The sequence below is a fragment of the Streptomyces misionensis genome (assembly GCF_900104815.1).
In the GTDB taxonomy this organism is placed as follows: Bacteria; Actinomycetota; Actinomycetes; order Streptomycetales; family Streptomycetaceae; genus Streptomyces; species Streptomyces misionensis.
The window spans coordinates 7899991-7924970 of sequence record NZ_FNTD01000004.1 but is presented as its reverse complement, the minus strand read 5'-3'; the positions used below and the strand labels follow the sequence as shown (position 1 = coordinate 7924970).

Sequence of the window (24980 nt, the reverse complement as noted above, 5' to 3'; positions counted from 1 at the left end):
GCCCCTGCCCTGTTCGCCCGAACGGGCCCTGCTCCGCTCAACGGGACGTGACCATCCGGTTATCGGATTGATAAAGATGGTGGTCGGGCCCTGTTCACAGCCCTCTCACAGCCGGGAGGATCCCCGCCTGACTATTCGCAGCGTTGTTCGGGGAGGGGCCCACTTGAGGGAGAACAGACCGAAGAGCCGCCTGCTGGCGCTCGGTTCGGCCGGAGCACTCGTCACCGCAAGCATGATCGCGGGTGTCGTCTCGGCGCCCGCGGCCGGCGCCGCTGGCCGGCCGAGCCAGGACCGCGCGGCGAAGGGCGTGGAGATCGCCGCCGCCCGCGCCGCCAAGGCCGGCATCGACTGGCAGGACTGCCCGGCCGACTGGGGGTTGGCCAAGCCCATCCAGTGCGGCTGGGTCAGCGTGCCCGTCGACTACGCCCACCCGGACGGCAAGCAGATCAAGCTCGCCGTCGACCGTGTCGGCAGCACCGGCACCCCGGCCGAGCGCCAGGGCGCGCTCGTCTACAACCCGGGCGGCCCCGGCGGCTCCGGGCTGCGCTTCCCGACCCGGGTGACCGGCAAGAAGCCGGTCTGGGCGAACGTCGCCAAGGCCTACGACTTCGTCGGCTTCGACCCGCGCGGCGTCGGCCACTCGGCGCCCATCTCCTGCGCGGACCCGCAGGAGTTCGTGCGGGCACCGAAGGCGGACCCGGTCCCGGACACCGAGGCGGACAAGCTCGCCCAGCGCAAGCTGGCCCGCGCGTACGCCGACGGCTGCCTGGACCGCACCGGCCGCACCATGCTCCAGCAGATGACCACGCCGAACACCGCCCGCGACCTCGACGTCATCCGCGCCGCGCTCGGCGAGCAGAAGCTCAACTACCTCGGTGTCTCCTACGGCACCTACCTCGGCGCCGTCTACGGCACCCTCTTCCCGGGCCACCTGCGCCGCATGATCGTGGACAGCGTGACCAACCCGGCCCGGGACAACATCTGGTACCAGGCGAACCTGAACCAGGACGTCGCCTTCGAGGGCCGCTGGAAGGACTGGGAGGACTGGGTCGCCGCCAACGACGCCGCCTTCCATCTCGGCACCACGCGCGCCGCCGTCCAGGACAAGTGGCTCCAGCTGCGCGCCACCGCCAAGAAGAGCCCCATCGGCGGGGTCGTCGGTCCCGCCGAGCTGATCTCCTTCTTCCAGAGCGCCCCTTACTACGACTCCTCATGGGTGCCGGTCGCCACCGTCTTCGGCAAGTACGTCGCCGGTGACACCCAGGCCCTGGTCGACGCGGCCGCCCCCGACATGTCGGACACCGCGGGCAACACCGCGTCGGAGAACTCCAACGCGGTCTACACGGCCGTCGAGTGCACCGACGCCAAGTGGCCCACCAACTGGCGCACTTGGGACCGGGACAACACCCGGCTCAACCAGGACTACCCGTTCATGACCTGGGCCAACGCCTGGATGAACCTGCCCTGCGCCACCTGGCCCGTCAAGCAGCAGAACCCGGTCGACGTCACGACCCACAAGGGTCTGCCGCGGGTGCTGATCGTGCAGTCGACCCGCGACGCCGCGACCCCCTACGAGGGGGCGGTCGAGCTGCACAAGCGCTTCGCCGGCTCCCGTCTGATCACCGAGAGGGACGCGGGTTCCCACGGGGTGACCAGCCTGGAGAACCCCTGCATCAACCAGCGCGTCGACGCCTATCTGATCGACGGCGAACTGGACGGTTCCGACGTGACCTGCGCCCCGCACGCCACGCCCAAGCCGTGACCTCGTTCACACGGTGAGGAGGGGCGGCCGCACCCCCCGGCCGCCCCTCACTCGTCCCCGGGCCCGACCGCGAGGTCAATCGAGTCGCACCCCGGCCACCCTGCGCTTCCTCTCCGCGGCCTGCTCCGCCCTCGCCACGGCCGTGTACCGGTCGCCTGGGCCGGCCGCTCCTCCCTGCTCCCCGGCCACCGATGGTGCGCCGCCCGGCGCGTTCCGCGGGGCGGGACGCATGGCCCTGCCATCGCGATGAGCGACATCCCGCCTCATCGCCTGCGCGTCCACGCTGCCTTGCAACCTCGACGTCCGGCCTTCTAGGGTGAGCGGGCCGTGGTGTTCGGGAAGACCGGTGACAGCCCTCAGGGGCTCAGTCCGGAGCGGCCCTCGCCACTGTGATCGGGAAGTTCCCGCCCCACGCATTGCCACTGGTCTCGCGGCCGGGAAGGCAGGGGCGGGCGCGATGACCCGTCAGCCAGGAGACCGGCCACGGCACCACGAATCTGATCCACGAGGTGCTGGAGCGTGACCGTATGACCATGCCCGAAGGCGTGCCCGAAACCGCCGCCTCCCCTTCCTTCCGCTGGCGGCGCGCGGACACCGTCCGAACCGCCGGCCTCTTGACCGTGATCGTCGTCCTGCACGTGATCGCCTTCGGGATCCTCTTCCTGCTCGTCACCCCACATCACTACGAGGTAGGCACCAAGGCGTTCGGGGTCGGCCTGGGCATCACGGCGTACACCCTCGGGATGCGGCACGCGTTCGACGCCGACCACATCGCCGCGATCGACAACACCACCCGCAAGCTGATGGCCGACGGGCAGCGGCCGGTCTCGGTCGGCTTCTGGTTCGCGCTCGGCCACTCCAGCGTGGTGATCGCCATGGCCGCGCTGGTCGCCGGAGGCGCACAGCTCGCCGGCACCCTGATGAACGACGGCTCGCGCACCCACCAGGTGCTCGGCACCGTCGGCACCACGGTCTCCGGCGGCTTCCTGTACCTCATCGCCGCGCTCAACCTCGTCGCCTTGGTCGGCATCGCCCGTGTCTTCAAGGCCATGCGGGCCGGACGTTACGACGAGGCCGAGTTGGAGGCGCACCTCGACTCACGCGGCTTCATGAACCGCATCCTGGGACGGCTCACGAAGTCCATCCGCCGCCCCGGCCAGATGTTCCCCCTCGGCTTCCTGTTCGGCATCGGCTTCGACACCACCACCGAGGTCCTGCTCCTCGCCCTCGCCGGCAACGGCGCCGCCGCCGGCCTCCCCTGGTACGCGATACTCTGCCTGCCCCTCCTCTTCGCCGCCGGCATGAGCCTCTTCGACACCCTCGACGGCACCTTCATGAACTTCGCCTACCAGTGGGCCTTCTCCAACCCCGTCCGCAAGGTGTTCTACAACCTCACCATCACCGGGCTGTCCATCGCCGTCGCCTTCTTCGTCGGCACCATCGAACTGGTCGGCGTCCTGCACGACAAGCTCGGCCTGAGCGACGGCGTGTCCGGCTGGATCGCGGGCCTGGACCTCGACCACGTCGGCTACGTCATCGTCGGCCTCTTCGTGGTCGTCTGGGCCCTGGCCATCGGTTACTGGCGCGTGGCCAAGGTCGAGGAGCGCTGGAACGCCCGTACCGCAGACGCGGGTTGACCCGGCGCGCCCGAGAACCGAGGCCCTGCGGCCCGGGTGAGGGCGGTCGGCCGGCCGCCCCGCTCAGCCACCTCGCGGGCCGGATCGACGGCGGGCCCGTCCGCGCCGACGACGACGCGGACGGGCCCGGTGCACCGGAGCGGGCGGATCAGGCCACGCCGCTCTCCCACCACCACGAGCCGGAGCCGTACGAGGGGTACTGGACACGGCTGTCGACGTGCTGCCACGAGTGCGTGTACGCCTCGAGGCCGGAGAAGCCGCACGTCTCGGCGATCCGGTAGGTCTGCAGGGTGCTGTAGCCGGAGACGACGATGTCCGCGGCGACGCCGTAGACGTGCATGCTGTTGGACGCGCCGCCCACCGCGGCGTTGTGCGCGATGCTGCGGAAGCCGGAGTTGACCGTGATCGGGCTGTTTCCGGCCTTCTTGCGCACGGCCTCCAGCTTGTACATCAGGCGGCGCAGGTTCTCCTTGACCGTCGCGGCGTCGACCTTTCCACCGCTGAAACCGGAGCCGTCCTGCGAGGAGAACTCGCTCCAGTCGAAGTGGGCGGTGGATCCGTCGCCGGCCTCGAGGCTGTTGAGCACGCTCTGCGTCTGCGGCCCGACGACGCCGTCCGCGCTCAACCCGTAGGCGGACTGGAAGCGTTGGACGGCAGCGGTCGTGGCCGGGCCGAAGGCGCCGTCCCAGGCGACATAGGTCTGCTGGGCGCCGGAGGCGGCCCACCCGCCGACGCGGATCTGGAGTTCGACCACGTCGGAGCCGGAGGCGCCCTGCTGGAGGGTGCGGGACCAGCCGTAGGCCGAGGCCTGGCCCGCTGCCTGGAGGCCGATGGTTGCCGCCAGGCCGAGCGTGGCCGTCAGCCCTGCCGCGCCCCGGAGCAGGGCGCGGCGGTCGATGCCGTCGGCGGAGCGTCGTACGGGTGTCATGGAAGTCCCCTCATCTGTGATGGCGTGCCGATGCTCAGGAAACGAGGCTCTGCCAGGTGTTCGAACCGACGATGCCGTCCACGGTGAGGCCGTGCGCGGACTGGAACGAGCGCACCGCCGAGTCGGTCGCGGGCCCGAACGAACCGTCCACCGTCAGCGCGGAACCGCGGGCGTCGAGCTGGCTCTGCACCGCCTGGACCGCGGGTCCCGACGATCCCTGCTGCACGGTGAGGACGAGGGCCTGCCAGGTGGCGGGGCCGACAACGCCGTCGGCGCCGAGGCCGTGCGCGGACTGGAACGAGCGCACCGCCGAGTCGGTGGCCGGCCCGAACGAACCGTCCACCGTCAGCGCGGAACCGTGGGCGTCGAGCAGGTACTGGACGGTCTTGACCCGCTCGCCGGTTGCCCCTTGCTGCACGGTGGGCCAACTCGCGGTGGGCGGCGGCGTGTAGCCGCTTCCCTTGGCGAAGGCCTGGAGGTCCGTGAGCGTGCCGTTGAAGGTGTCCTGGTCGCCGGGGAAGGTGCCCGAGTCGGCGTACTGCCAGATCGTCTGGGTGGACCAGCCGGCGGGCAGCATGCCGGGGCTGCTGGAGTAGCGGGCTATCCACAGCGGGTTGGTGCTTGCGAAGCTGCTGTTGTTGCCGGTGCAGGTGGTCCACCAGTCGGTGGTGGTGTAGATCGCCGGGTAGCGCCCGACCTTGGCCCGCACTTCGTTGCTGAAGTCCCGGATCCAGGAGACCATCGCGCTCTGGCTCAGCCCGTAGCAGGTGGCCCCGTAGGGGTTGTACTCGATGTCCAGGGCGGGCGGCAGCGTCCTGCCGTCGGCGGTCCAGCCGCCGCCGTGGGCGACGAACCAGTCGGCCTGGACGGTACCGGTCGAGTTGCCGGGGAGCGCGAAGTGGTAGGCGCCGCGGATCAGTCCGGCGTTGTACGCGCCGTTGTACTGCTGGGAGAAGGACGGGTCCGTGTAATCGGTGCCTTCGGTGGCCTTGACGTAGGCGAAGGCGGCGCCGTTGTTCTTGACGGACGTCCAGTCGACGTTGGTCTGGTAGTGGCTGACGTCGAGGCCGGCCGGTCCCGTGCCGACGGCGGCCGACGCGGTCATCGCCGAAGACGCCGCGCCCAGACGCTGGAGCCCGGATCCGGCATGGTCCTGGTCCGGGTGCGTCATGCGCACGCGAATCCCGTGGTCCCCGGCGGCCGCCGAGGCGGTGCCGGGCAGGACCGGCACGCTGAGGACCGCGGCCAGCAGCCCGCCCGCTCGGAGGAGGGCCCGGCGAGGACCGCGACCGCTGTTGCCGGATCTGAACCGCGAGAGGGCGGCTGCGAACATGGTGCTCCTAGGAGTGTGCAGGGATACCGCGAAGTGCTCGGGCCGGGGCGGCCGTGGTGCCGTCGGCGGTCGGTGGTGGAGCTGGCGGGACGTGAACGCTTGCGATGGGATCGGCAGGGTGTGCCATCAATGCCCCGTGACCGAGGCCGAGTTGACGCGCGTAAAGGTAAGCGCAGTATTGACATGCACGCAACACATTCCTGGGCGCATCGCCGCCCGCGGCCGTCGACGAGCGGTGTGGCCGCCGCGTCCGGCCGAGCACGTCGACTCCGACGGGGGCAGGCCGGGCCCTCGGATGTGCTGCGCACGTGGGCGTTCCCCAGGCGCACCCGCCGGACTCCGGGCGAGCTGCGCGCGACGCACATCCCGAACGTGTCGACCTCGCCGCCGCGCACCCCGACCGCCCACCACGTCACCGGGCGCACCGCCGATGGTCCGACCGCCGCGCAGGAGGGAACGGAACTCGGCGACGGCAGCCGGGGGGCGCCGCACGCGCAGTGATCAGCCCGCGTCGTCCCCGTCGCGGGGGTGCTCTGCCGCACGCCGCTCCTCGTCCGCCACGAGGGCCGCGCAACGGTCGGCCGGCTCGGTGTCCGCGCAGGCGAGGGCCGCGGAGTGGGCCGCGCGCAGCAGGGCCGGGGGCAGCGGGCGGGCGAGCGCGGCGAGGAGTGCCGAGGCCGTCGCGAGGGACTGGCGGCCCAGTGCCCCGTGGCCGGTCTCGGCGGCCGTCCGGGCGAGCCGGAAGTGCTCCAGGGTGAGGTCGAGGACGTTGCCCCGGTCCGGCCGGTGCGGACGGGTCTGCGCTCGGGCCGCCTCTACCTCGAAGAGGGCCGGCTGGCCGACGGCATCCGCAGGGGCCGTCGCGACGCCGAGCGCTTCGAGCGCTTCGAGCGCGGCCCGGAGGGAGGCCGAGGCCCCTTCGAGATCCCCGTACTGCCGCTCCAGGGAGGCGAGTCGGGTGTACCCGGCGGCACGGCCCTCGGCGGTGCCCTGGAGCCGCGTGTGGAGACGTTGGGCGCGGGCGGCCTGGCGCAGGTCGCCCAGCGCCTCGAACTCGGCTGAAATCCAAAGGAGTTCGGCGGTGTCGGCGGGACCGATGTCGTCCAGGGCGCGGATCAGGGCGACGCGGGCGAGTTCCGTACGTCCCCGGCGACGCGCGAGGGTCACCCAGGTCTCGTCCGGCTCCCGTCCGGGGTCGTCACCGAACCACTCGGGGGTGTCGAGGGCCTCCACCCACCGTCGCAGCGCCTCGGGTTCCCAACTGGGCTTCTCCTCCGCGCCCTTGCCCGGGAGTCCCAGCGGCAGGTCCGACAACGCGCACCAGGTGTCGAAGTTGGCGGCGCGGGCGGCGTACAAGAGGGGCAGGTCCTCCTCTCGCAGCAGGCGGGCCACCAGGAAGACGGCGAGGTGCAGTTCCTCGCCCATGCCGCCGAAGGGGGCCTCGCGGCGGCAACGGGCCTCCTGTTCGAGGAGGTGCCGCAGCAGGGGCAGGTCGGCGGGCCTGCGGTCGTACCGCGCCGCGTGCAGGACAGCGGCGCGCAGGGCGGCGTGGGCGTCGTGCTCCGGGTCCTCGCCGCCCGGCACCGGGCAGAAGGCGGCCTCCTGCCAGGCGGCGGGGTCGGCCCTGAGCCGGTCCAGGTCGAGGCGGCAGGCGGTGAGCACGGCCTCGGCCAACGGGGGCCCGGGGTGCCCGCCGAGCAACTCGTAGGCCGTGCCCTCCTCGGTGAGCAGCAGCACGTGCTCGGGCTCCGTGTCGCGCAGGGCTTGGCGCATGCGGGCGAAGAGTTCGGTGGGCGGGCGCCGCGTCAGCCCGAGTCCGGTGAGGAGTTCGGTACGCCGGGCGTCGAGGTCGGGGGCGTAGGAGGCGCGCAGATCGGCCTCGTGCGCGCGGGCCGCCGCGGTCACCTCGTCGTCTCCGGTCCCGGGCGGGAGTTCCAGGTGGTCGCGCCAGCCGGGCAGGCCCGTCACCAGTTCCAGTACGTCGGCGACGCTGCGCCCGATCAGCGCGGCGCGGCCGTCCGAGTCCGCGTAGAGCACTGCGCCGTCGGAGCAAAGGAAGTAGGTGCCGCCGGTGTCGTCGCCCGCGATGCCGGTCAGCGGGGCGCCCGAGGCCAGGGCGACCTCTTCGCCGTGCTCCGCCCGCTCCAGGTCGAAGTCGAAGGGGAACGCCGCCAGTTGGGCCAAGCGCGGGTTTCGGCGGAGCAGGTCGAGGGCGGAGGGGGTACGGCAGCCGGGCATGCGGCCGACCCTACAGCTCGTCGTGGCTGGTCGGACGGGCGCCCCGGGCCCGCCGCGCGCCCTATGATCGACCGTACATCGGCCGGCGCGACCCTCCGTGTACCCGCACGGGCAGGCGAGAGGTCGCGGGGGGCCGGGAAGGGGGAGTTGCGTCGTGGAGGAGACCGAACCGCACGCGGTCACCCATGTGGGTCCGTACACGGTCGAACGGGTGCTGGGCGAGGGCGGCATGGGGGTCGTCCATCTGGCCAGATCCCGGGGCGGCCGGCAGGTCGCGGTGAAGGTGGCGCGCTCCGAACTGGCCCGTGACCCCGGTTTCCGCGAGCGGTTCCGCGCCGAGGTGGAGGCGGCCCGGCGGGTCGGCGGCTTCCACACGGCGCCGGTGGTGGACGCCGATCCGGACGCGGCCACCCCTTGGCTCGCCACCGCCTACATCGCCGGACCCACCCTGGCCGAGCTGCTCACCACGCACGGCCCCATGGACGAGGCACGGCTGCGTGCCCTGGGCGCGGCCCTCGCGGAGGCCCTGGGAGCCATCCACGCCTGCGGGTTGGTGCACCGGGACCTGAAGCCCGGCAACATCATCATGGCCGCCGACGGCCCCCGCGTCCTGGACTTCGGCATCGCCCGCGCCGTCGAGAACTCCCGTCTGACGATGACCGGCACCGGCATGGGGACGCCGGGCTTCCTCGCCCCGGAGCAGGCGGAGGGGCTCGATGTCACCGGGGCCGCCGACGTGTTCGCCCTCGGGGCCGTGCTGGTCGCCGCGGCGGGCGGCAAGCCCTTCGGCGACGGCACGCCCATGGCGCTGATGTACCGCTCGGTGCACCACGAAGCCGACGTCACCGCGGTTCCCGGGCCCTTGCGGCCGATCGTCCGGTCCTGCCTCGCCAAGGACCCCGGCCTGCGCCCCAGTCCCGCGCTGCTCCTCGACGCCCTGACCGCGACCCCGCCACCGCTCCCCGCGCCCCCTCCCCCGGCCTCTTGCGTCCCCGCCGCCGTACCCCCGCCACCGCCCTACGCCCCGCACACCCCGACCGCCTGCTCCCCGCAGTCGGCCGCCGGTCCGCAGGAGACCGAGTTCCTGGCGATGGACCGCAAGAACGCCGTCCTCGCGGACGCCCGGGGCATCTCCCTCGGCATCAACGGCACCATGATCGACCTGCCGTGGCCGTACATCGCCCGGGTCGGCTACGAACAGAGCGTCCGCACCCGCGGGTTCGCGCTCACGGTGGCCGTCGACACGTACGCCGGTCAGCGGTACTTCTGCGCGGTGCGCACCCGCGAGGGCGAACAGATCGAGTCGTGGATCGACGGCCTCGAAGCCATGCTCGACCGCTATCGGCCCGGCAGCTGACAAGGCGGGCACCCCGAACTCCGGTGACCGTTCGAGAAGTTCGCCTGCCCCGCCGCGTTCGTCGTCGTGGATCCGCTGACGACTGGCGTCCGGCACTCTGTCGCGTCCCGGAACCCGGCCGCGTCGAGGACGGCGTCCGTTGCCCGCCGGTGTCACCGGCCCGCGTCGGGTGGGATGAGGCCATGACGTCGAAAGAGCGGTTGAACGGCAGGACGGCACTGGTCACGGGCGGCAGCCGGGGCATCGGCGCGGCGACGGCGCTGCGGCTGGCCCGGGAAGGCGCGGACGTGGCCCTGACCTACGTGAACGGCAAGGAGGCGGCCGAGGCCGTCGTACGGGATGTCGAGGCGCTGGGCCGCCGGGCGGTGGCCCTGCGGGCGGACGCCGCCGACGCGGCGGAGACCGCGGACGCGGTGCGGCGCGCTGCCGGAGAACTCGGCCGCCTGGACGTGCTGGTGAACAACGCGGGCGCCGGGGTGCTGGGACCACTGGAGAGTCTGTCCCTCGCCGACGTCGACCGGGTCCTCGCCGTGAACGTGCGCGGCGCGTTCCTGGCCGCCCGGTCCGCCGCCGCGGTCATGGGCGCCGGCGGACGGATCATCACCATCGGCAGCTGTGTCACCGCGCGGGTGCCGGGGCCCGGGGCCACGCTGTACACGATGAGCAAGTCCGCCCTGATCGGGCTGACGAAGGCACTGGCCCGGGAGCTGGCCGGGCGCGGTGTCACGGCGAACATCGTGCATCCGGGCCCGACGGACACCGACATGAACCCGGCGGACGGCCCGTACGCCGCGGATCAGGCGGCCATGACGGCACTGGGCCGCTACGGCACGGCCGACGAGGTCGCGTCCATGGTGACGTTCCTCGCCGGGCCGGAGGCCGCCTACGTCACGGGCGCCGAGTTCTCGGTGGACGGCGGCCATGCCGCATGACCCAGGGGGCGTGTCCGCCGGACCCCGGCCGGGCGGCGCGCGTCCTCCGCATCCCAGGACCCGTCAGGACCCGCCAGGACCCGTCAGGCCGAGGCTCCGCTGTCGATGACCAGGTCGGTGCCGACCACCGCGCCGGCCTCGGGTGAGGCGAGGTAGAGCACCGCGGCCGCCACTTCCTCGGCCTTCGCGACCCGGCCGAGCGGGTTCTCCGACTTCACCCGCTCGGCACGGTCGGCCTCGGTCTCGCCGGGCCGCAGCGACATGGGGGCGGCGGAGGCCCCGGGGCTGACCGCGTTGATGCGGATGCCCTGGTGGATGTGGTCGAGTGCGGCGGCGCGGGTCAGCGCGGAGACCGCCGCCTTCGAGGTGATGTACGCGGCGGCGTTCGGGATCCGCAGGTGGGCGCCCAGGTTGGAGGAGATGTTGACGATGGCGCCGCCGCCGTTCTCCCTCATGTGCGCGATCTCGTGCTTCATGGCCAGCCAGACGCCGGTGACGTTGGTCCGCAGCACCGCGTCCCAGTCCTCCTCGCTCACCTCGCCGACCGGTACGGTGCCGCGGAGTATCCCGGCGTTGTTGACCGCGATGTCGAGTCCGCCGAAGCGGGCGACACTCTCGCGCACGAGGTCGTGGACCTGGCCGGAGTCGGTGACATCGGCGGTGACGGCGGCAGCGGTGCCGCCGGCGGCCTCGATGAGGCCGACCGTCTCGTCCAGGGAGGCCGCGGTGCGGCCCGCGCCGACCACGGTCGCACCCTCGGCGGCGAAGGCGAGCGCGATGGCACGGCCGAGGCCGGAGCCCGCGCCGGTGACGAGCACGGTCTTGCCGGTGAAACGGTTCATCTCGGTGACTCCCATGAGTGGTGGACTACTTGGCACGCTGGTTCAGGAGGGCGACGACGCCGAGGACGGCCGCCGTCGCGGCGAGGGACCGGGCGTCGCTGCCGAGCGTGAGCAGGACGGCGAACAGCACGGTCGGCCCGAACTCCATCGCGGTGTTCAGCACACCGGCCGCGAGCCCGACGTGCTGCTGTGGCACGCCCTCGGTGGCGAGCACGGCGGCTCCCGCGAAGGAGGCGGCGGCGCCGGCCGGCAGGAGCACGAGGCCCGGCAGCAGCCCGTAGGCGTACGAGGCGTGTGCGTGGATGCCGGTCAAGCCGAGGAGGGCGAGACCGGCCCCGGCGGTGCCGAGCCCGGCGGTCGTGACGGCCTGTGCCCCGTAGCGCCTGACGAGCGGTCCTGCGGTACGACCCGAGGCGATCAGCGCGACGGCGAACGGTACGAACGCCGCCGACGTCCGCATCGGTGACCAGCCGCGGGCCTCCTGGAGGTGGAGCGAGAGCACCACGAAGGTCAGCGAGGTCCCGCAAGCGCCCAGTGCGATGGCCGCGAGGGCGAGGGCCCGGCGTCGGTCACGCAGGAAGCGGGGCGGCAGCAGCGGATCGCGGGCGCGGTGCTCGGCGTACCCGAACACGGCGAGCAGCGCGGCTCCGGCGAGCAGCGGCACGAGCACACCGACCGGCGACCGAGGCCGGTCGCCGAGGGCGACGAGACCGTAACCGGCGAGGATGATCCCGCCGGTGGCGAGCACGGCGCCCGGCAGGTCGAGCGCCCTGCCCCGGCTCGGCGGGGTGTCCGGCAGCAGCCGGGGCGTGAGGGCGAGGGCCCCGAGGGCCACGACGGGCGGTACCGCGAACGTCCAACGCCAGGACAGCAGCGTCGAGATGACGCCGGAGAGCAGGTTTCCGGCGGTCGCGCCGAGTACCGACAGCCCGCCCCAGGTCGCCATCGCCCTGCCGTAGGCGGTCGGGCAGGGGAAGGCCGCGCGCAGCACTGCCATGGCGGCGGGTGCGATGACAGCCGCGCCCGCGCCCTGCGCGAAGCGTGCCGCGAGCAGCGTCCCGATGCCGGGGGCGAGCAGCGCGGCGGCCGAGGCGACGGCGAAGAGGGCGAGGCCCGCGGTGAGGGCGCATCGTCCGCCGTGGCGGTCGGTGAGGCGTCCGCCGAAGAGGAGCAGTCCGGCGAACGTGAGCCCGTAGGCGCTGCTGAGCAGGATCAGGTCGGCGCGCCGCAGGTCGAACGCGCGCCCGATGAGGGGCAGCGGTACGGCGATCGCGGCAAGGGTGAAGATCAGCGTGCCCTGGACGCTGCCGAGGAGGACGAAGGCCCGTCGCCGCTGGACGGCGGTGACGCGGGCGGCGTCGGTGACGGTCATGCCCTCCTCCTGTTTTTCTTGACCGATCGGTTCAGTATTCGGGCATGCCGGAACGGCGCCCCAGTGGCCACGGCGGGCGGGGTTCCCCGTCCAGCAGGGCCAGTGCCTGCTCGGCCGCGTCCCGCACCCGGGCGGGGTCGTCCGACGCCTTGCCGACGACCCGGATGCCCTGCAGCAGGACGAGGAGCATGCGGGCCAGTGCGCGCGGGTCGCGGTCCTCGGGCAGTTCGCCCTGGGCCTGCGCCCGCACGAGCGCGGAGTGCAGCAGGGTCTCGACGTGCCCCCAGCTGATCTCGACCCGGCGGGCCGCCGCGGGGTCGTGCGGGGCGAGTTCGGCCGCGGTGTTGGTGACGAGGCAGCCGTTCAGCCGTCCGTCCGGGGAGGATGCCTCCGCGGCGAAGCGGCGCACCACCGCCCGTACGGCGGGCAGTGCGGGCCCCGGCTGGGACAGCTCGGCGAGGAGGGCCGGGTCGCGCGTCTCGGTGTACCGGTCCACGGCCCTCAGGTACAGCTCGCGTTTGCTGCCGAAGGTCGCGTAGACGCTGGCGCGGCCGATGCCGAGGTGCTCGACGATGTCGGCCATCGACGTCGCTTCGTAACCGCGTCGCCAGAACAGCTCGAGAGCCGACTGCAGCGCGGCGTCCGGATCGAATTCCTTGGTCCTGCCCACGCCGGAGACCGTAGACGAAACGAGAACGATCAGTCAATTAACCGGCGTCCGCCGGTCCCGGCGTCATCGCCGGCTCAGCCTCCGCGTGATGGCCCGGAGCAGTTCGTCCAGCGCCGCCTCGTGCGTTCGTCGCCGAGGCCGGGCCAGTGCCACCCGGCTCGGTGAGACCCCGCGGACCGGGCGGAACACCACACCCGGGTGGGAGTGGAAACGGGCCGCCGATGCCGGGGCCAGCGCCACGCAGCCGCCGGCCACCGCGCCGAGCCACTCGTCGGGGCGGCTGGTGACGGCGCCGACCCGGACGGGGTGCCCGTCCCGCTCCCCCGCCGCGAGCCAGTGTTCCCTCCAGGCTCCGGTCTCGGCTCCGGCCGCGACGAACGGCTCGTCCCACAGTTCCCGGAAGTCCACCGTCTCGCTGCTCGCCAGCGGATGCCGAGCCGGCAGCAGCACTCCACGCTCCTCGGCGAACAACTCCCGCACGGCGAAGTCGTCCTGGCCCGGAAACGGCAACCGCACCACTGCCGCGTCCACCTCCCCGCGGGCCAGTCCTGCGCTCGGCTCCGACCAGTCGAACTGCCGCAGTTCCACCCGCCACTCCGGCCGCGCCCGGCGGAACTCGGCGATGACCTCGGGGACGGCACCCACCGCGCCCGCGTCGAGGAAGCCCAGCCGCAGTACCCGCGCCGCCCGGCCGGTCGCCCGCACCGCATCGTCCCAGCCGTCCAGGAGCGCCGGCACCCGCGAGGCGAGCTCACGACCGGCCTCGGTCAGCGCCATCCCCGATCGCGAACGCGCGAAGAGCCGTACCCCGAGATCGTCCTCCAGTCGCCGGATCTGCTTGGTCAGCGCGGGCTGCGAGACGAACAGCCGCTCCGCCGCCCCGGTCAGGCTGCCCTCCTCCGCCACTGCGGCGAAGTACCGGAGCAGGCGCGTGTCCACGTCCATGCCACCAGGTTATAGAAGCAGGTATTGGACGGTGCGGAAGCGCACGCAGACCCTGTAGGCATGACCGTTGCCCAGCTCACGCTCCTCATCCCCCTGCTCACCGCCGCCGTCAACGTCGCCATCGCCGCCGCGGACCTCGCCGGGGCGCGCTTCGTGCTGGCCAACTCGGCGGAGGTGGGCGTCCCCCGGTCCTGGCTGCCCCGGCTGGCCGCCCTCAAGCTGGCTGGTGCGGCGGGCCTCCTCCTCGGCCTCGTCACCCCCGCGCTGCGCCCCCTCGGTGCCGCCGCGGCCTGCGGTCTCGTCCTGCTCTACGCGGGCGCCATCGCCTTCCACCTGCGCGCCCGCGTCCTGTACAACCTCGCGTTTCCCGGCTTCTACCTCGCCACCGCCGTCGCCTCGCTGGCCTTGACCGTGGCCGGTTGACGGCGGCGCCACTCCGTGATCGACGCGCGCACTCGGCCTTCGCCGCGACCGACCACGGCGCCCAGCACCCCGGACACGGCGTGCTCCGTCTCGGTCCGGGGACCAAACCGCCGTGGACCAGCGCTTAGCATGCCCTCGTGACACGGCCCTGGACGATGCGCGAGACCGCGGACGAGTACACCGAGCTGCTCGAAGGCCCCCATACCGGCGATCGGCCACCGCATCCCGGGCTCGCCGACGGTCCGGTCTACCTGGACTACAACGCCACCACCCCGGTCGATCCCCGCGTCGCCGAGGCGATGCTGCCCCATCTGACCGATTTCTTCGGCAATCCGTCCAGCGGCCATCCCCACGCCGTGGAACCCCGGCGGGCGCTCGCCGAGGCCCGCGGACAGGTCGCGGACCTGATCGGCGCCGAGCCCGGTGAGATCGTGTTCACCGGCTCCGGCTCCGAGGCCGACCTGCTCGCCCTGCGCGGCGCCGTCCTGGCCTCCGGCCGGTCCCGTCCCCACGTGATCACTCAGGCCACCGAGCATCCGGCCGTCCTGGAGACCTGCCGCGCCCTGCAGCGGCTGCACGGCACACGGGTGACCGTGCTGCCGGTCGACGGCGACGGCCTCGTCGACCCCGAAGCCCTGGCCGCGACGCTGGACGAGGACACGGTGCTGGTCTCCGTGATGGCGGCGAACAACGAGACCGGTGCCCTCCAGCCGATCGGCGACCTCGCCGCCCTGGCGCACGACCGCGGGGCACTGTTCCACTGCGACGCCGCCCAAGCGGCCGGGAAGATCCCCCTCGCCGTCGAAGCCCTGGGCGTCGATCTGCTCACCATGGTCGGACACAAGATGTACGCGCCCAAGGGCGCCGCGGCCCTGTACGTACGCGACGGCGTCCGGCTGGAGCCTGTCGTCTACGGCGGCGGTCAAGAACGCGGCCTGCGCGCCGGCACCGAGAACGTCGCCCTGGCCGTCGCCCTCGGCACCGCCGCCCGGATCGCGGCCGTCGAGCTCGCCGACGGCGCCCCGGCCCGCGTCGCCGCCCTGCGCGATGGTCTCCAGCGACGGCTCACCGACGGACTGCCCGGTCGTGTGCGCCTCAACGGGCCGACGACCAGCCGCTTGCCGAACACCCTGAACGTCAGCATCGACGGCGCCCTCGGTCACGAACTCCTTGCCGCGGCCCCGCAGATCGCGGCGTCCACCGGCTCCGCCTGCCACAGCGGCGACCACACCCCCTCCCCGGTGCTGACCGCCATGGGCCTCGACCCGGCCCGCGCGCTCGGCGCGCTGCGGTTGTCCCTGGGCCGTTGGACCACCCCGGGCGACATCGAGACTGCCGCAACGGCCCTCATTCGAGCGGCCACCAGACAGTGACCGGAACGGGCAGCCGGCACGACGAGGGCCGGGCAAGGCGCCGCTGGACCGCGATGACGCCCATGGATCGGCACGGCCGCACCAGCGCGTAGCCCAACGGGGCCGGAGCGACTGGCAGTTCGTGAGGAGGCGGGCAGGTGCCGAGGGGCGCGTCGAGCTGCCGTCCCTGCGGGGTTCCGTCTCAGCTGGTGGTGAGGCGCGCGATCGTTCCGATCTCCAGGGCGGTCCACATCGCGCCGTCCAGCCCTTGGGCTATGCCGTGGGGTTCGGAGGCCGGGCTGGGGAGGTCGTGTTCGTCGATACGGCCGTCGGGGGTGATCCGGCCGATGCGGTTGGCTCCCCATTCGGTGAACCAGCAGTTTCCGTCGGCGCCGGCGGCGATGGCGTGCGGGCGTGACGCAGGGTCGGGCAGGGCGAATTCGTCGACCTTCCCGTCCGGGGTGATCCGTCCGATCCGACCGGAGCCGATCTCGACGAACCACATGCAGCCGTCGGCACCGGCCGTGATGCCGACCGGGGCGCCGGCCGGTGTGGGCAACGGGTGCACGGTGACGTCACCGTCGCATCCGATGGTGCCGATGGCGTTCGCCTGGTTCATCGTGAACCACAGCCGGTCGTCCGGGCCCGCGGCGACGGCTGACGGGAAGGCACCCGAAAGCGGGAGGGGGAACTCGGTGACCTGCCCGTCGGGGGTGATGCGGCCGATGCGGTCGGCGTTGGCCTCGGTGAACCACAGCGCGTCGTCGGGACCCACGGTGATGCCGAACGGCCCGGCGTCCGGTGTCGGCAGCGGGAACGACGTGACGCTCCCGCTCGTGGTGATGCGGCCGATGCGGTGGCTGCGGAACTCGGTGAACCACAGGGCGTCATCGGGTCCTGCCGTGATGATCGACGGTCCGCCGGAAGCCGGTTCGAGCTGGTGGACGGTGACTTCGCCGTCGGGCGTGATGCGGCCGATCCGTCCGTGGTGGACCATGGTGAACCACAGTGCGCCGTCTGGTCCGGCAGTGATTCCGTAGGGCCCGGCCTCAGGGCCGGAGACGGAGAACTCTGCGATCGCGACGGGGGGACGGCTCGGCATCGGTTAATTCCTTGATCGGCGAACGGTGGAAGTACGACTGCGGATGTTATCCGTGCCCTCGGCCTTCGGCGGCCGGCCGCAGGGTGAGGTCGGCCCGGGTGACGCCGTTGCCGGTCTCGTAGCAGCGCCAGAACACCGGATTGACGGTACCGGAACCGAGGAATTGCCGTCCGTGAGCGCTCTCCGCCCTGCCGCTGGACAGCGCACCTCATCGCTTCACACGGTTGCGCACCGCGAGGAGGGCAAGACCGAGCAGGGCCGGCTCGACGAGACGGGCGGTCATCTCGACGTACGTTCCGGTGGTGGTCAGGTCCTGTCCGGAGGTTCGGAAGATCACCGAGTTGGTCACCACCCTCACGGACTTCTCGAACCGCACCGTCGACAGGCGCGTTGTGTACGGCCCTTGCGGGTTGGCGGGTGTCGGCTTCCTGGTCGTCAGGGTTACCCGGCGGCCGTCGGTGGTGCCCTCGCTGACGGGATCCGGGTCGGCCTGCGGCAGTCCCCACAGCATCATCGCGAGCACGGTGGTGGTCATCGCCAGGGCCAGCCAGGCCAGGGCCCGCAGGGCGCGCAGGCCGTAGCCGGAGAGTGCCCAGTACAGCCGCAGCAGCGTCCGCTCACCTCGGGACGCCGTGGCATCGTGGCGACGCATCTCCATCTCGCCGTAGTAGAAGTCGGCGGCGCCCGGCTCGTTGCGGCCGTCCTCGAGCGCCTTGCGGAGCTGCCGGTAGACGGGGGCGAGCACAGCGGGTTGGTGCGTCTCGACGCCCGGTGGCGCGGGCGTCCAGCCGTCGCCGTACCCGGTCGCCCGCCAGTGGTGCTCCTCGGCGAGGGTCCGGCGGCGGATCCAGCGCAGCCCTCCTGGTGGACACGACAGGGTGCAACGGCCTTCGAGCCGCAACTGGTCCAGGTGGACCGCCTCCACGAAGAGGCAGCCGGTCAGGTCCACGCCCGCCAGCACCAGGTACGCGGCGTCCACGCCCTTGACCGAGGTGACACGCACCCGCGCATCGGTGAGCCCCGGTTCGGCGATCGCCTCGCCCTCCGGCGAGACGAACCGGCGGGTGCGGCCGACGACGGTCACCGGGAACTCCAGCACGGCGTCGCTCAGATCCACCTCGGCGTACCGCAGCCGCAGCGCGGCGGTGGACGCCCACCGTGTCCGTCGGCAGCGCACCTCTTGCGCGGCGGCCTCCAGCGTCACCGCGGCCTCGAACACGGCGTCGGAGAAGTCCACCGTCCCCGGGCAGACCAGGGGGCCGATCCGGGCGGTGCGCCGGAACACCGCCCGCCGGAAACTCACGTCGGCTTCCAGCCGGGCCCCGGAGAATGACAGGTCACCGCCGAGCGCGGCTCCGTCGAACGTGGCTCGCGTCGCGAAGTGGGCGTCAGCGAACTGCAGTTCGCCACCGATGTCCGCGCCGTCGAAGCAGGCTCTGCCGCGGTGGAAGCGCGTGCCGTCGAAGCAGGCCCGGCCGGCGACGCGGATCTTCTCGAAGTCGGCACCGTCCTCGAAGACCGCGCCGTCGAAGGCGGCTTCGCCGTCGATGACCGCACCGCCGAAGGAGGCGACGCCACGCACCCGGACACCGGAGAAATAGGCGTCCCCGCATGTCATGCCCTTGAACATCGCACTGCGGCCGACCTCGAGGACGCAGAACCGCAAGGTGCCTTTGATCCTTGTCTCGTAGAACCAGGCATCGCCGCGCACTTCGGTGTCATCGAGCCACACGTCTCCCGCGACCCTCGCCGCACCGAGGCGGAAATCGTCCCCGGCATGCACCTCACGGACGTACACGCCCCCGTCGAACACGGCCGACGCGAAGGAGCAGAAACCGCCGAAGTCGATCCCTTCCAGCTCAGCGTCTCCGGCGAACCGCACCTCGTCGAACAACGCCTCCCCCACCCGCGCCCGCCCGCTCACCGGATCCCTGAGCGGTGCGAGGAGTTCGTCGAACAGGCTCTGGGTGAAGGGTGTGCCCCGGTGGTCGAGGTCGGCGCCGGGGATCAGCGAGGCCAGATGGGCTGCCCGTTCGGCGCTGTCGAGATGCGCCAGGCAGGCCGTGTACGAGCCCACGCTGCGCCCCTGGCAGCGTTCCCCGGAGCCGAGGCGTCCGCATTGCGGCCACGCGGGGGCTTCGATCCCGGTCATCTCTGCTCCCGTCTCATGACGCCACGACCGTCACGATCCTCCGGTCACGCCCCTTGGGCCGGTCGACCAGCGCCTCGACCACCCAGCGTCCGGGGGCGGCTTCCATTTCCGCCCGATAGCGGTCGGGCTGGTACTGCCGGAAGACGACGGGGTGTCGGTCGGTACGGCCCGAACGCCACATGACCGTGCGCAGGTTGCGCCGCGGCAGGTCGTGCCCGAGCAGGTCGATCACGAACGGATGGCCGGCGGCGACCGGGTCCCGGGGCAGGTGCAGGGCGATGCCCTCCTCACCGGCGAGGGTGCCGCCGGGCGGGCGTCCCGCGCGGATCGCGAGCATCGCGTCCCGCAGGGCGGGGCCGCTCGCCAGGTCCGTGTCCCGGAAGCCGGTCCAGAGCATGGGGTCCGTGCCGGTCCAGTCCGCGACGGCCGACCGGCGCGGCACCGTTCCGTCGCCGGGCCCCGGCAGGCTGTCGGTGATCCGCGACCCGTCAAAGGAGAGCACGAGCGCTTCGGGGCTCGGGAAGTCGACGCTGCCGAGGCAGTGCACGGTGTACGGGAGGGGGCCGACGCGCCGGTTCTCGTCACATGCCGCGCGGAACTCCTCCCGGAAGGCCAACGCCTCGCGGACGGCCTCTCCCGGCAGCCCGGGAACGGGGTAGCGGTTGTCGGTGATCCCCCGCTCGCGGCTCTTTCCCTCGACCCGCACGGCGTAGTACCACGGCAGCATCTCGACGACCGCGGGCAGGTTGAGCGCCCAGTCGCGCAGCGTCTCGTTCAGTCGGGCGACCCCGTCCGCGCCGGGGCCCGCGTCGCCGGGGATCGCATGGCCGGCCAGCAACCGGGCGGCCTGGACCAGCCCCTGCTGCGGGGTGCCGAGGGTGACCAGGGTCCGGGCGGTCTCCCGGCCGTCCTCGCGCTCCAGATAGTGCCGCCCGATCAGACCGCCCGTCCCGTGGCAGACCAGGATGACGCGCGGATCGTCGGTCCGGTCCGGGTAGTACGCATCGACCTCCGCACGCCACCGGTCGAGCTCGCGCGCCACCCGCGCCTTCAGCTGCCGGGCCACCAGCCGGTGCGACAGCCGCCAGTCGTAGCCGAACGGCACGAACTGTGCTTCGAGCGGGTCGGCCAGGGCGGCGCGGATATCGGGATACCCCATGCAGGACAGCAGCCCGGGCACGGAGTCCGGGACCTCCAGCAGCGCGTCGGCGGCCAGCCGGAACGGGCCCTCCGGCGCCGCGTCCCCCAGCCCCGGCGGGAGCGCCACCTCGGTGAGCGCCGCGGCTGCCGAGCCGATCAGCTGTTCACCGCATCGCGCCCAGACGTCCCGGCCGTTGCGGCGCAGCCGGCTGCCAAGGAAGCCTGGGACGAAAACCACCAGATCGTGTTCCATTCATTCCCCCCGTGTCCCGGTGCCGAAGAACGTGCGCGGCAGCCGGATCAGATCGCAGCGGTCCTCCCCCTGCAACGCCATCACCAGTCCCTCCGGGTCCATCGCGGTACGGACGGCGTGCACGTCGTACCCCCGGGTGGGAATCTCCGGCCCGTGCAGCCATTCCCGGGTCCAGACGTCCCATGCGCGTGACACCGTCTCCGGACTGCAGAGCAGCAGCACGGGCCGTTCCACGGGGCCGGCGAACACCAGGGACGTCACATCGGGGAAGTCCCCCGGCAGCCGCTCCGGGGGGTGGATGCTCTGGTCGCCGGAGCAGTCCTTCACGTACACGCTGCCGTGGTCCGCCCAGGCCAGCATGGGCATCGAGGCGTCGTCCTCGTCGTCGTACAGCTCTCCGAGGGCGAGGCAGGACGGGCCCGCCGTCAGCAGGACGCGCTGCTCGACGCCGTGTGCGCCCTCGGTCCAGACCCGCAGTTGGTCGCTCAGGTCACCGGCCATCCAGTACGAACCGTCCCGCAGGATCCTCGTGTCGATCCCGCAGAACCCGCGGTCGGTCCGGATCTCGCGCTCCGCGGTCCCGGCGGACGAGACATCGGCCGGGACCTCGTGGCGTACCAGCCGCCGACCGTCCGCAACGCTCAGCCGCAGCGCGCCGACGGCCGGATCGGCGACCAGGCTCAGTGCGCGGGCGGGCTGGCCGGCGTCCCCGCCGAGGGGGATGTCCCGGTGGGTGACGACCGACAGGCCGTCGTCGAGGCGCCACAGCCGTACGGTCCGGCCGGCCGCGGCGGCCACCGTCCAGCCGTGTGCCGCCCGCACCGCGGCCACCGCCGTCACCGTGCGCCCCTCGTGGGCGAGTTCCGTCGCCGGACGGGCGGCCGGTTCCCCTTGCCTGGGCCGGGAGACCCGGATCCGGTCGCGCCAGGCCCGACACAGCAGCGGCGGACCGTCCGGTGCGTCGGCCAGGGCGAGGACCGGGCGTTCGTTGCTCGGCCGCCGCTGGATCCCGTAGCCGGCGTCCAGCGCGGGGACCACGTCCACCACCCGGATGTAGGGGCCGTCGGCGACCGCGAGCAGTCCCTGACCGCCCGGTTCGAACGCCATGGCGCCTTCCCTGGGGGCGTTCAGAGCGAGCGTGGCCTCGCGTCCGGGCCGCCCGACGGACCAGATCCGGACGGCCACTTCCTCGTATCCGGCGAGCAGCAGTTCATCGGCGGACCGCCCGAAGGCCAGCCCGCGCGCGTTCGAGGGGTACGTCGCCACCTTTTCCACGACCGGTTCGGGGCCGGATGCGGTCTCGCACCGCCAGACGTGGACAGCGGTCCCGTCGGCCACGGCGAGGAAACCCTCCCGGGGCGAGACCGCGAACGCCGCGGCCGCCATCGCGGGAGCGGCCAGGGTCACGCCGGGATCGGTCCGGCACGCGCGCAGACCGTCGCCCCCGCTGCGGGACCGGGCCACTTCGAACAACTCCACCCGCTCGGCGCCCGCCGCCAGGACGAACATCCGCGTGCCCAGGGTGAGGGCCGCCAGCTGCCGCACATCCGCCGCACGGACGTCCTTCAGCCGCGTGTCCAGGTGCGTGCCGCTCTTCCAGACCCATACCCAGACCCGGTCCCCGTCGGCCGCCAGGACCACGTTCTCGCCCTCCGCCTCGGCCACCGACAGGGCGCGCACACTGCCGCCCCACCGGTACTCCTGGTCGGGCAGCCGAGCACCCGCGCGCCAGAAGTACACGGCCTGATCGTCCCGGGCGACGGTGGCCCAGCGGGTCCCCGCGCCGACCTCACGCACCTCGCTGAGCGGGCGTCCGCGGTTCCCTCCGGTCCGGTGCAGCCGACGGGTCATCGGACGGGCGCCGGACTCCGGGTGCATGACGTGGATCTCCCCCAGGCCGCCGGCGGTCAGGGTGTCCGTAGGGGTCGGCCCTACCGCCCCGGCCCCGGCGCGCCAACTCAGAGCCCGCGCGCCCCCCGAAGGCGCCGCGCGCCGCCACTCGGGGGGATCCGGCGGGGCGTCGGTCCAGTACTCCTGCCAGGGCAGGAAACCGTCGGTGAGCCGCAGCGCCCGGTACGTCGCGTCGCGGTGGCTGACGAAGGCGGTCGCGCTGAACAGGGCCTTGCGCTGCAACAGGACCCACGCGGGCAGCGGGCCGGAGGCACGGGGGAACGAACCCGCGACCCTGCCGTACAAGGCGGCGCCGTCGCAGTCCCGGGCCAGGCCGGCCGCGAGTGGCAGCATGACGTCGGGGTTCGTACGCAGCAGGAAGCCCACGTCCGCGAAGAGCTCCCGCAGGGCGTCCGGCCCCACCTGGGCGGCGTGCGCGCCCAGGTATTCGAGGGTGTACTCGTCGGCGTCGCTCCAGTCTTCGCCGGCGCGGGCGCGCAGCGCGTCGAGAACCTTGCGGTGTGCGTCGCGGGTGGTCAGTCCCGCGTCGGAGAGGAAGATCTCGCCGTAACTCGGATGGGCCAGCTGGTGGCGGATGCGCCGGGCCGGCTGCCGCGCGCCGTCCTTCCGGGTGGCGACGATGCCGCCGTCGGCGCTCCGGCACACCTGCTGCAGGTCCTCCGGCGTCAGCTCCGGTGAGCCGGCGTCGCGCAGCGCGTTCGCGAGCGTCAGCCAGGCCGCGCCCGGGGCCAGCCCGGGGCCCTGGATCACCGCCAGCGCCCGCAGCACCTCGTGGGCTCGCTCCGCGCCGGGCTGCTCGCTGAGGTGGCGCGTCTCTTCAGCCAGGCGGGTGTGCAGGCCCATGCCGCCGTCACGCAGCCACGCCAGCAGCTCGGCCTCGTCGGCGACCGTGGTCCGCCGGGCGAGCCCGGTCGCGGCCAGCCGGGCCACCAGGAACGAGCCGTGGCTGCGCGCCGCGACGATCTCCGCCGTCCAGTCGCGGTCTTCCTGCCGCGCGTCACCCCGATACGGCGAGTGCTCGGTGTCCAGTACGGACAGCACCATGCCCGTGATGCTCGCTCGGGCTTCCTCGTCGTCCCCGAGGACCACTGGTTCGACGCTGAGTTCCAGGGTGTCCAGGAGGGACTCCTCCTCCGCGGGCGCGGTGGTACGCCGACGGGGCTGCGTCCGGGTACCGACGATCACCCGGACGCCGGGCGTGTTCGCCAGTGGGCTCAGGACGTGCCGGGCGATCGCGTGCGCTTGGTCCGGGAGGGCCTCGTCGAGCGCGTCGAAGAGCAGGTTCACCGAACCCGCCCGACCGACCAGCTCCGCGAACGCGTCGGTGAACCTCTCCGACGTCACCGGCTCCTCCGGCAGCGGCGGCGCCCCGTCGATCCCCGCCAGCACCTCCCGCAGATGCGCGGCCAGCGAATGGGCGGACTGCCCCCGGCAGCTCAGCGCCGCGTGAACGGTCCCCGCCCGGGGCAGCGTCGCGGGGTCGAGGTCGAGGCCGTGGGTCTCCCGCCAGCTCGGCAGGGAGGAGAGGGCCAGCCGGCCGAGCAGCGCGGTCTTCCCCGTGCCGGCCAGGCCCGTCACCGCGAGCAGCCCCCTCGGGTGGGTGTCCATCCAGCGCACGATCCGGCTCAACGCGTCCCGCCGGCCCGCGAAGTGGCGGCTGAGATGGCTGTTCTCCTCCAGGCCGAACTGCTCGGCCTCGATCCAGGGCTTCCGCCGCGTCAGCACGGCCGGCGTGTACACCGGCCGGTCGGACTGGTGATAGTAGGGATTGTCGAGGAAGTTGTTGGGGAGTGCCCGCACCTCCCAGCAGTCGGGCCGTTGCGCGGGTTCGTCCAGACCGTCGTCCGCGGCCCGCGCGTCCACGGCACGGCAGAGGTACGGCAGCGGCAGATACAGCGCGGACGGCTCGAAGGGGCGGGCCTGGTCGTCCGCCACGAAGTCCTGTTTGGCCAGCGCTTCTTCCAGCCACGTCACCCAGCGGCCCGCGGGCACCTGCGCGTCCGCTCCCGAGGTGCCGATGACGGCGAAACCCTTCCGCCGGCTCTCCCGCGCCCGGATCACCGCCGAGTCCCGCTCCAGCTCCACGGCGTGCCGCACCGCCTCGCTCAGGGAGTTGTAGCTCTGTGAGGAGCAGGCGTCGATGATCAGCAGGGTGTCCGCCTCGTACTCCGGCCGCAGCAGGAATCCCACCAGCTCCAGCAGGGGGACGGCCCGGGCGGGGTCGAACGCGCCCGACTGCCACGAGTCGGCGCAGGCGAGGAAGTAGCCCTCGTCGCCACGCTGGACGCCGTGTCCCGTCCAGTAGAGGATCTTGCGCTGGGCGCCGTCGGCCAGGAACTCCTCCAACCCGGCCCACAGCTGCCGCCGGGTCGCTCCGCTGCGGTCGGCCCGCAGGGCCTCCCCGAACCCGAGCTTCTCCTGCACGGTGTCGGTGAAGCGGTCACGGACCTCGGCCAGTTGCGGGCGGCTCAGCCGCTGCCGCTCCTCCGCGTCCGGATGGAGGTACTCCGGTACGGCGATCGTGCCCACCAGGGAAGAGGATCGCCGCTCGGCCTTCAGTAACGCCAGCCGGTTGTCCGTGTCGCTTCGTACCATGAGACCGACAGCACCCCCGAGAGTGTCCACCACAGC

Annotated in this window: 18 protein-coding genes and 1 riboswitch; of the genes, 7 read left to right on the top strand and 11 right to left on the bottom strand. The window is 72.8% G+C overall.

All coding sequences use genetic code 11. The features are described from left to right. The first annotated feature begins 163 nt into the window (after positions 1–163). Positions 164–1762 (top strand): alpha/beta hydrolase, encoded by a 1599-nt coding sequence (locus tag BLW85_RS36775; RefSeq protein WP_244174989.1) that lies wholly within the window; start codon positions 164–166, stop codon positions 1760–1762. A gap of 311 nt (positions 1763–2073) precedes the next feature. After that, positions 2074–2262, top strand: a riboswitch (cobalamin riboswitch). A 27-nt stretch (positions 2263–2289) separates the two neighbouring features. Then, positions 2290–3399, top strand: a complete 1110-nt coding sequence (gene nicT, locus BLW85_RS36770) for a Nickel transporter NicT (protein ID WP_070025889.1) — start codon at positions 2290–2292, stop codon at positions 3397–3399. Between the two features lie 148 nt (positions 3400–3547). Here the strand turns inward: nicT and BLW85_RS36765 are convergent, their stop codons facing one another. Together BLW85_RS36765 and BLW85_RS36760 are read right to left on the bottom strand one after the other, a co-directional pair. After that, complete coding sequence (locus BLW85_RS36765; RefSeq protein ID WP_071828699.1) at positions 3548–4327, bottom strand: D-Ala-D-Ala carboxypeptidase family metallohydrolase; 780 nt, start codon at positions 4325–4327, stop codon at positions 3548–3550. A gap of 34 nt (positions 4328–4361) precedes the next feature. After that, positions 4362–5660 carry a GH25 family lysozyme gene (locus BLW85_RS36760; RefSeq protein WP_074995782.1) on the bottom strand — a complete coding sequence of 433 codons (1299 nt, stop codon included), beginning with the start codon at positions 5658–5660 and terminating at the stop codon, positions 4362–4364. A 372-nt stretch (positions 5661–6032) separates the two neighbouring features. Between BLW85_RS36760 and BLW85_RS40680 the strand changes: the two genes are divergently transcribed. Further along, positions 6033–6161 carry a hypothetical protein gene (locus BLW85_RS40680; RefSeq protein WP_279628626.1) on the top strand — a complete coding sequence of 43 codons (129 nt, stop codon included), beginning with the start codon at positions 6033–6035 and terminating at the stop codon, positions 6159–6161. Here the strand turns inward: BLW85_RS40680 and BLW85_RS36750 are convergent, their stop codons facing one another. Next, positions 6162–7898, bottom strand: coding sequence for a hypothetical protein (locus tag BLW85_RS36750; RefSeq protein WP_074995780.1), 1737 nt, complete (start codon positions 7896–7898; stop codon positions 6162–6164). A gap of 154 nt (positions 7899–8052) precedes the next feature. Between BLW85_RS36750 and BLW85_RS36745 the strand changes: the two genes are divergently transcribed. Both BLW85_RS36745 and BLW85_RS36735 read left to right on the top strand, forming a co-directional pair. After that, positions 8053–9255, top strand: a complete 1203-nt coding sequence (locus BLW85_RS36745) for a serine/threonine-protein kinase (RefSeq protein ID WP_074995779.1) — start codon at positions 8053–8055, stop codon at positions 9253–9255. Positions 9256–9437: 182 nt separating this feature from the next. Continuing rightward, the gene (locus BLW85_RS36735) at positions 9438–10187 is read left to right on the top strand and encodes an SDR family oxidoreductase (RefSeq protein ID WP_074995778.1); all 750 of its coding nucleotides are present in this window, start codon (positions 9438–9440) and stop codon (positions 10185–10187) included. 83 nt (positions 10188–10270) lie between these two features. On the opposite strand, the gene BLW85_RS36730 is transcribed toward BLW85_RS36735, so the two are convergent. The 4 genes from BLW85_RS36730 to BLW85_RS36715 all read right to left on the bottom strand — a co-directional run bounded on the left by BLW85_RS36730 (position 10271) and on the right by BLW85_RS36715 (position 14016). After that, positions 10271–11029: an SDR family NAD(P)-dependent oxidoreductase gene (locus BLW85_RS36730; RefSeq protein WP_074996357.1), complete on the bottom strand. Its 759-nt coding sequence runs from the start codon at positions 11027–11029 to the stop codon at positions 10271–10273. Between the two features lie 25 nt (positions 11030–11054). Further along, positions 11055–12401 (bottom strand): MFS transporter, encoded by a 1347-nt coding sequence (locus tag BLW85_RS36725; RefSeq protein ID WP_074995777.1) that lies wholly within the window; start codon positions 12399–12401, stop codon positions 11055–11057. Positions 12402–12432: 31 nt separating this feature from the next. Continuing rightward, positions 12433–13071, bottom strand: coding sequence for a TetR/AcrR family transcriptional regulator (locus BLW85_RS36720; protein WP_074995776.1), 639 nt, complete (start codon positions 13069–13071; stop codon positions 12433–12435). A gap of 63 nt (positions 13072–13134) precedes the next feature. After that, positions 13135–14016 carry a LysR family transcriptional regulator gene (locus tag BLW85_RS36715; RefSeq protein ID WP_074995775.1) on the bottom strand — a complete coding sequence of 294 codons (882 nt, stop codon included), beginning with the start codon at positions 14014–14016 and terminating at the stop codon, positions 13135–13137. Positions 14017–14076: 60 nt separating this feature from the next. On the opposite strand from BLW85_RS36715, the gene BLW85_RS36710 reads away from it, so the two are divergent. After that, positions 14077–14439, top strand: a complete 363-nt coding sequence (locus BLW85_RS36710) for a DoxX family protein (protein ID WP_074995774.1) — start codon at positions 14077–14079, stop codon at positions 14437–14439. A gap of 137 nt (positions 14440–14576) precedes the next feature. Beyond that, positions 14577–15812 (top strand): cysteine desulfurase family protein, encoded by a 1236-nt coding sequence (locus BLW85_RS36705; RefSeq protein ID WP_244174988.1) that lies wholly within the window; start codon positions 14577–14579, stop codon positions 15810–15812. A gap of 181 nt (positions 15813–15993) precedes the next feature. On the opposite strand, the gene BLW85_RS36700 is transcribed toward BLW85_RS36705, so the two are convergent. The 4 genes from BLW85_RS36700 to BLW85_RS36685 all read right to left on the bottom strand — a co-directional run bounded on the left by BLW85_RS36700 (position 15994) and on the right by BLW85_RS36685 (position 24944). Beyond that, positions 15994–16893, bottom strand: coding sequence for a Vgb family protein (locus tag BLW85_RS36700; protein WP_074995772.1), 900 nt, complete (start codon positions 16891–16893; stop codon positions 15994–15996). 208 nt (positions 16894–17101) lie between these two features. Then, positions 17102–19045: a pentapeptide repeat-containing protein gene (locus BLW85_RS36695; protein ID WP_074995771.1), complete on the bottom strand. Its 1944-nt coding sequence runs from the start codon at positions 19043–19045 to the stop codon at positions 17102–17104. A 13-nt stretch (positions 19046–19058) separates the two neighbouring features. Next, positions 19059–20423, bottom strand: coding sequence for an esterase/lipase family protein (locus tag BLW85_RS36690; RefSeq protein ID WP_244174987.1), 1365 nt, complete (start codon positions 20421–20423; stop codon positions 19059–19061). 15 nt (positions 20424–20438) lie between these two features. Next, the gene (locus tag BLW85_RS36685; RefSeq protein ID WP_074995769.1) at positions 20439–24944 is read right to left on the bottom strand and encodes an ATP-binding protein; all 4506 of its coding nucleotides are present in this window, start codon (positions 24942–24944) and stop codon (positions 20439–20441) included. Positions 24945–24980 lie beyond the last annotated feature (36 nt).

Bases quoted from the DNA above. Each gene is read 5' to 3' on its own strand.
- BLW85_RS36735 (WP_074995778.1), top strand. From the start codon at position 9,438: ATGACGTCGAAAGAGCGGTTGAACGGCAGGACGGCACTGGTCACGGGC.
- BLW85_RS36700 (WP_074995772.1), bottom strand. From the start codon at position 16,893: ATGCCGAGCCGTCCCCCCGTCGCGATCGCAGAGTTCTCCGTCTCCGGC.
- BLW85_RS36695 (WP_074995771.1), bottom strand. From the start codon at position 19,045: ATGACCGGGATCGAAGCCCCCGCGTGGCCGCAATGCGGACGCCTCGGC.
- BLW85_RS36765 (WP_071828699.1), bottom strand. From the start codon at position 4,327: ATGACACCCGTACGACGCTCCGCCGACGGCATCGACCGCCGCGCCCTG.
- BLW85_RS36715 (WP_074995775.1), bottom strand. From the start codon at position 14,016: ATGGACGTGGACACGCGCCTGCTCCGGTACTTCGCCGCAGTGGCGGAG.
- BLW85_RS36730 (WP_074996357.1), bottom strand. From the start codon at position 11,029: ATGAACCGTTTCACCGGCAAGACCGTGCTCGTCACCGGCGCGGGCTCC.
- BLW85_RS36685 (WP_074995769.1), bottom strand. From the start codon at position 24,944: ATGGTACGAAGCGACACGGACAACCGGCTGGCGTTACTGAAGGCCGAG.
- BLW85_RS36750 (WP_074995780.1), bottom strand. From the start codon at position 7,898: ATGCCCGGCTGCCGTACCCCCTCCGCCCTCGACCTGCTCCGCCGAAAC.
- nicT (WP_070025889.1), top strand. From the start codon at position 2,290: ATGACCATGCCCGAAGGCGTGCCCGAAACCGCCGCCTCCCCTTCCTTC.
- BLW85_RS36710 (WP_074995774.1), top strand. From the start codon at position 14,077: ATGACCGTTGCCCAGCTCACGCTCCTCATCCCCCTGCTCACCGCCGCC.
- BLW85_RS36760 (WP_074995782.1), bottom strand. From the start codon at position 5,660: ATGTTCGCAGCCGCCCTCTCGCGGTTCAGATCCGGCAACAGCGGTCGC.
- BLW85_RS36725 (WP_074995777.1), bottom strand. From the start codon at position 12,401: ATGACCGTCACCGACGCCGCCCGCGTCACCGCCGTCCAGCGGCGACGG.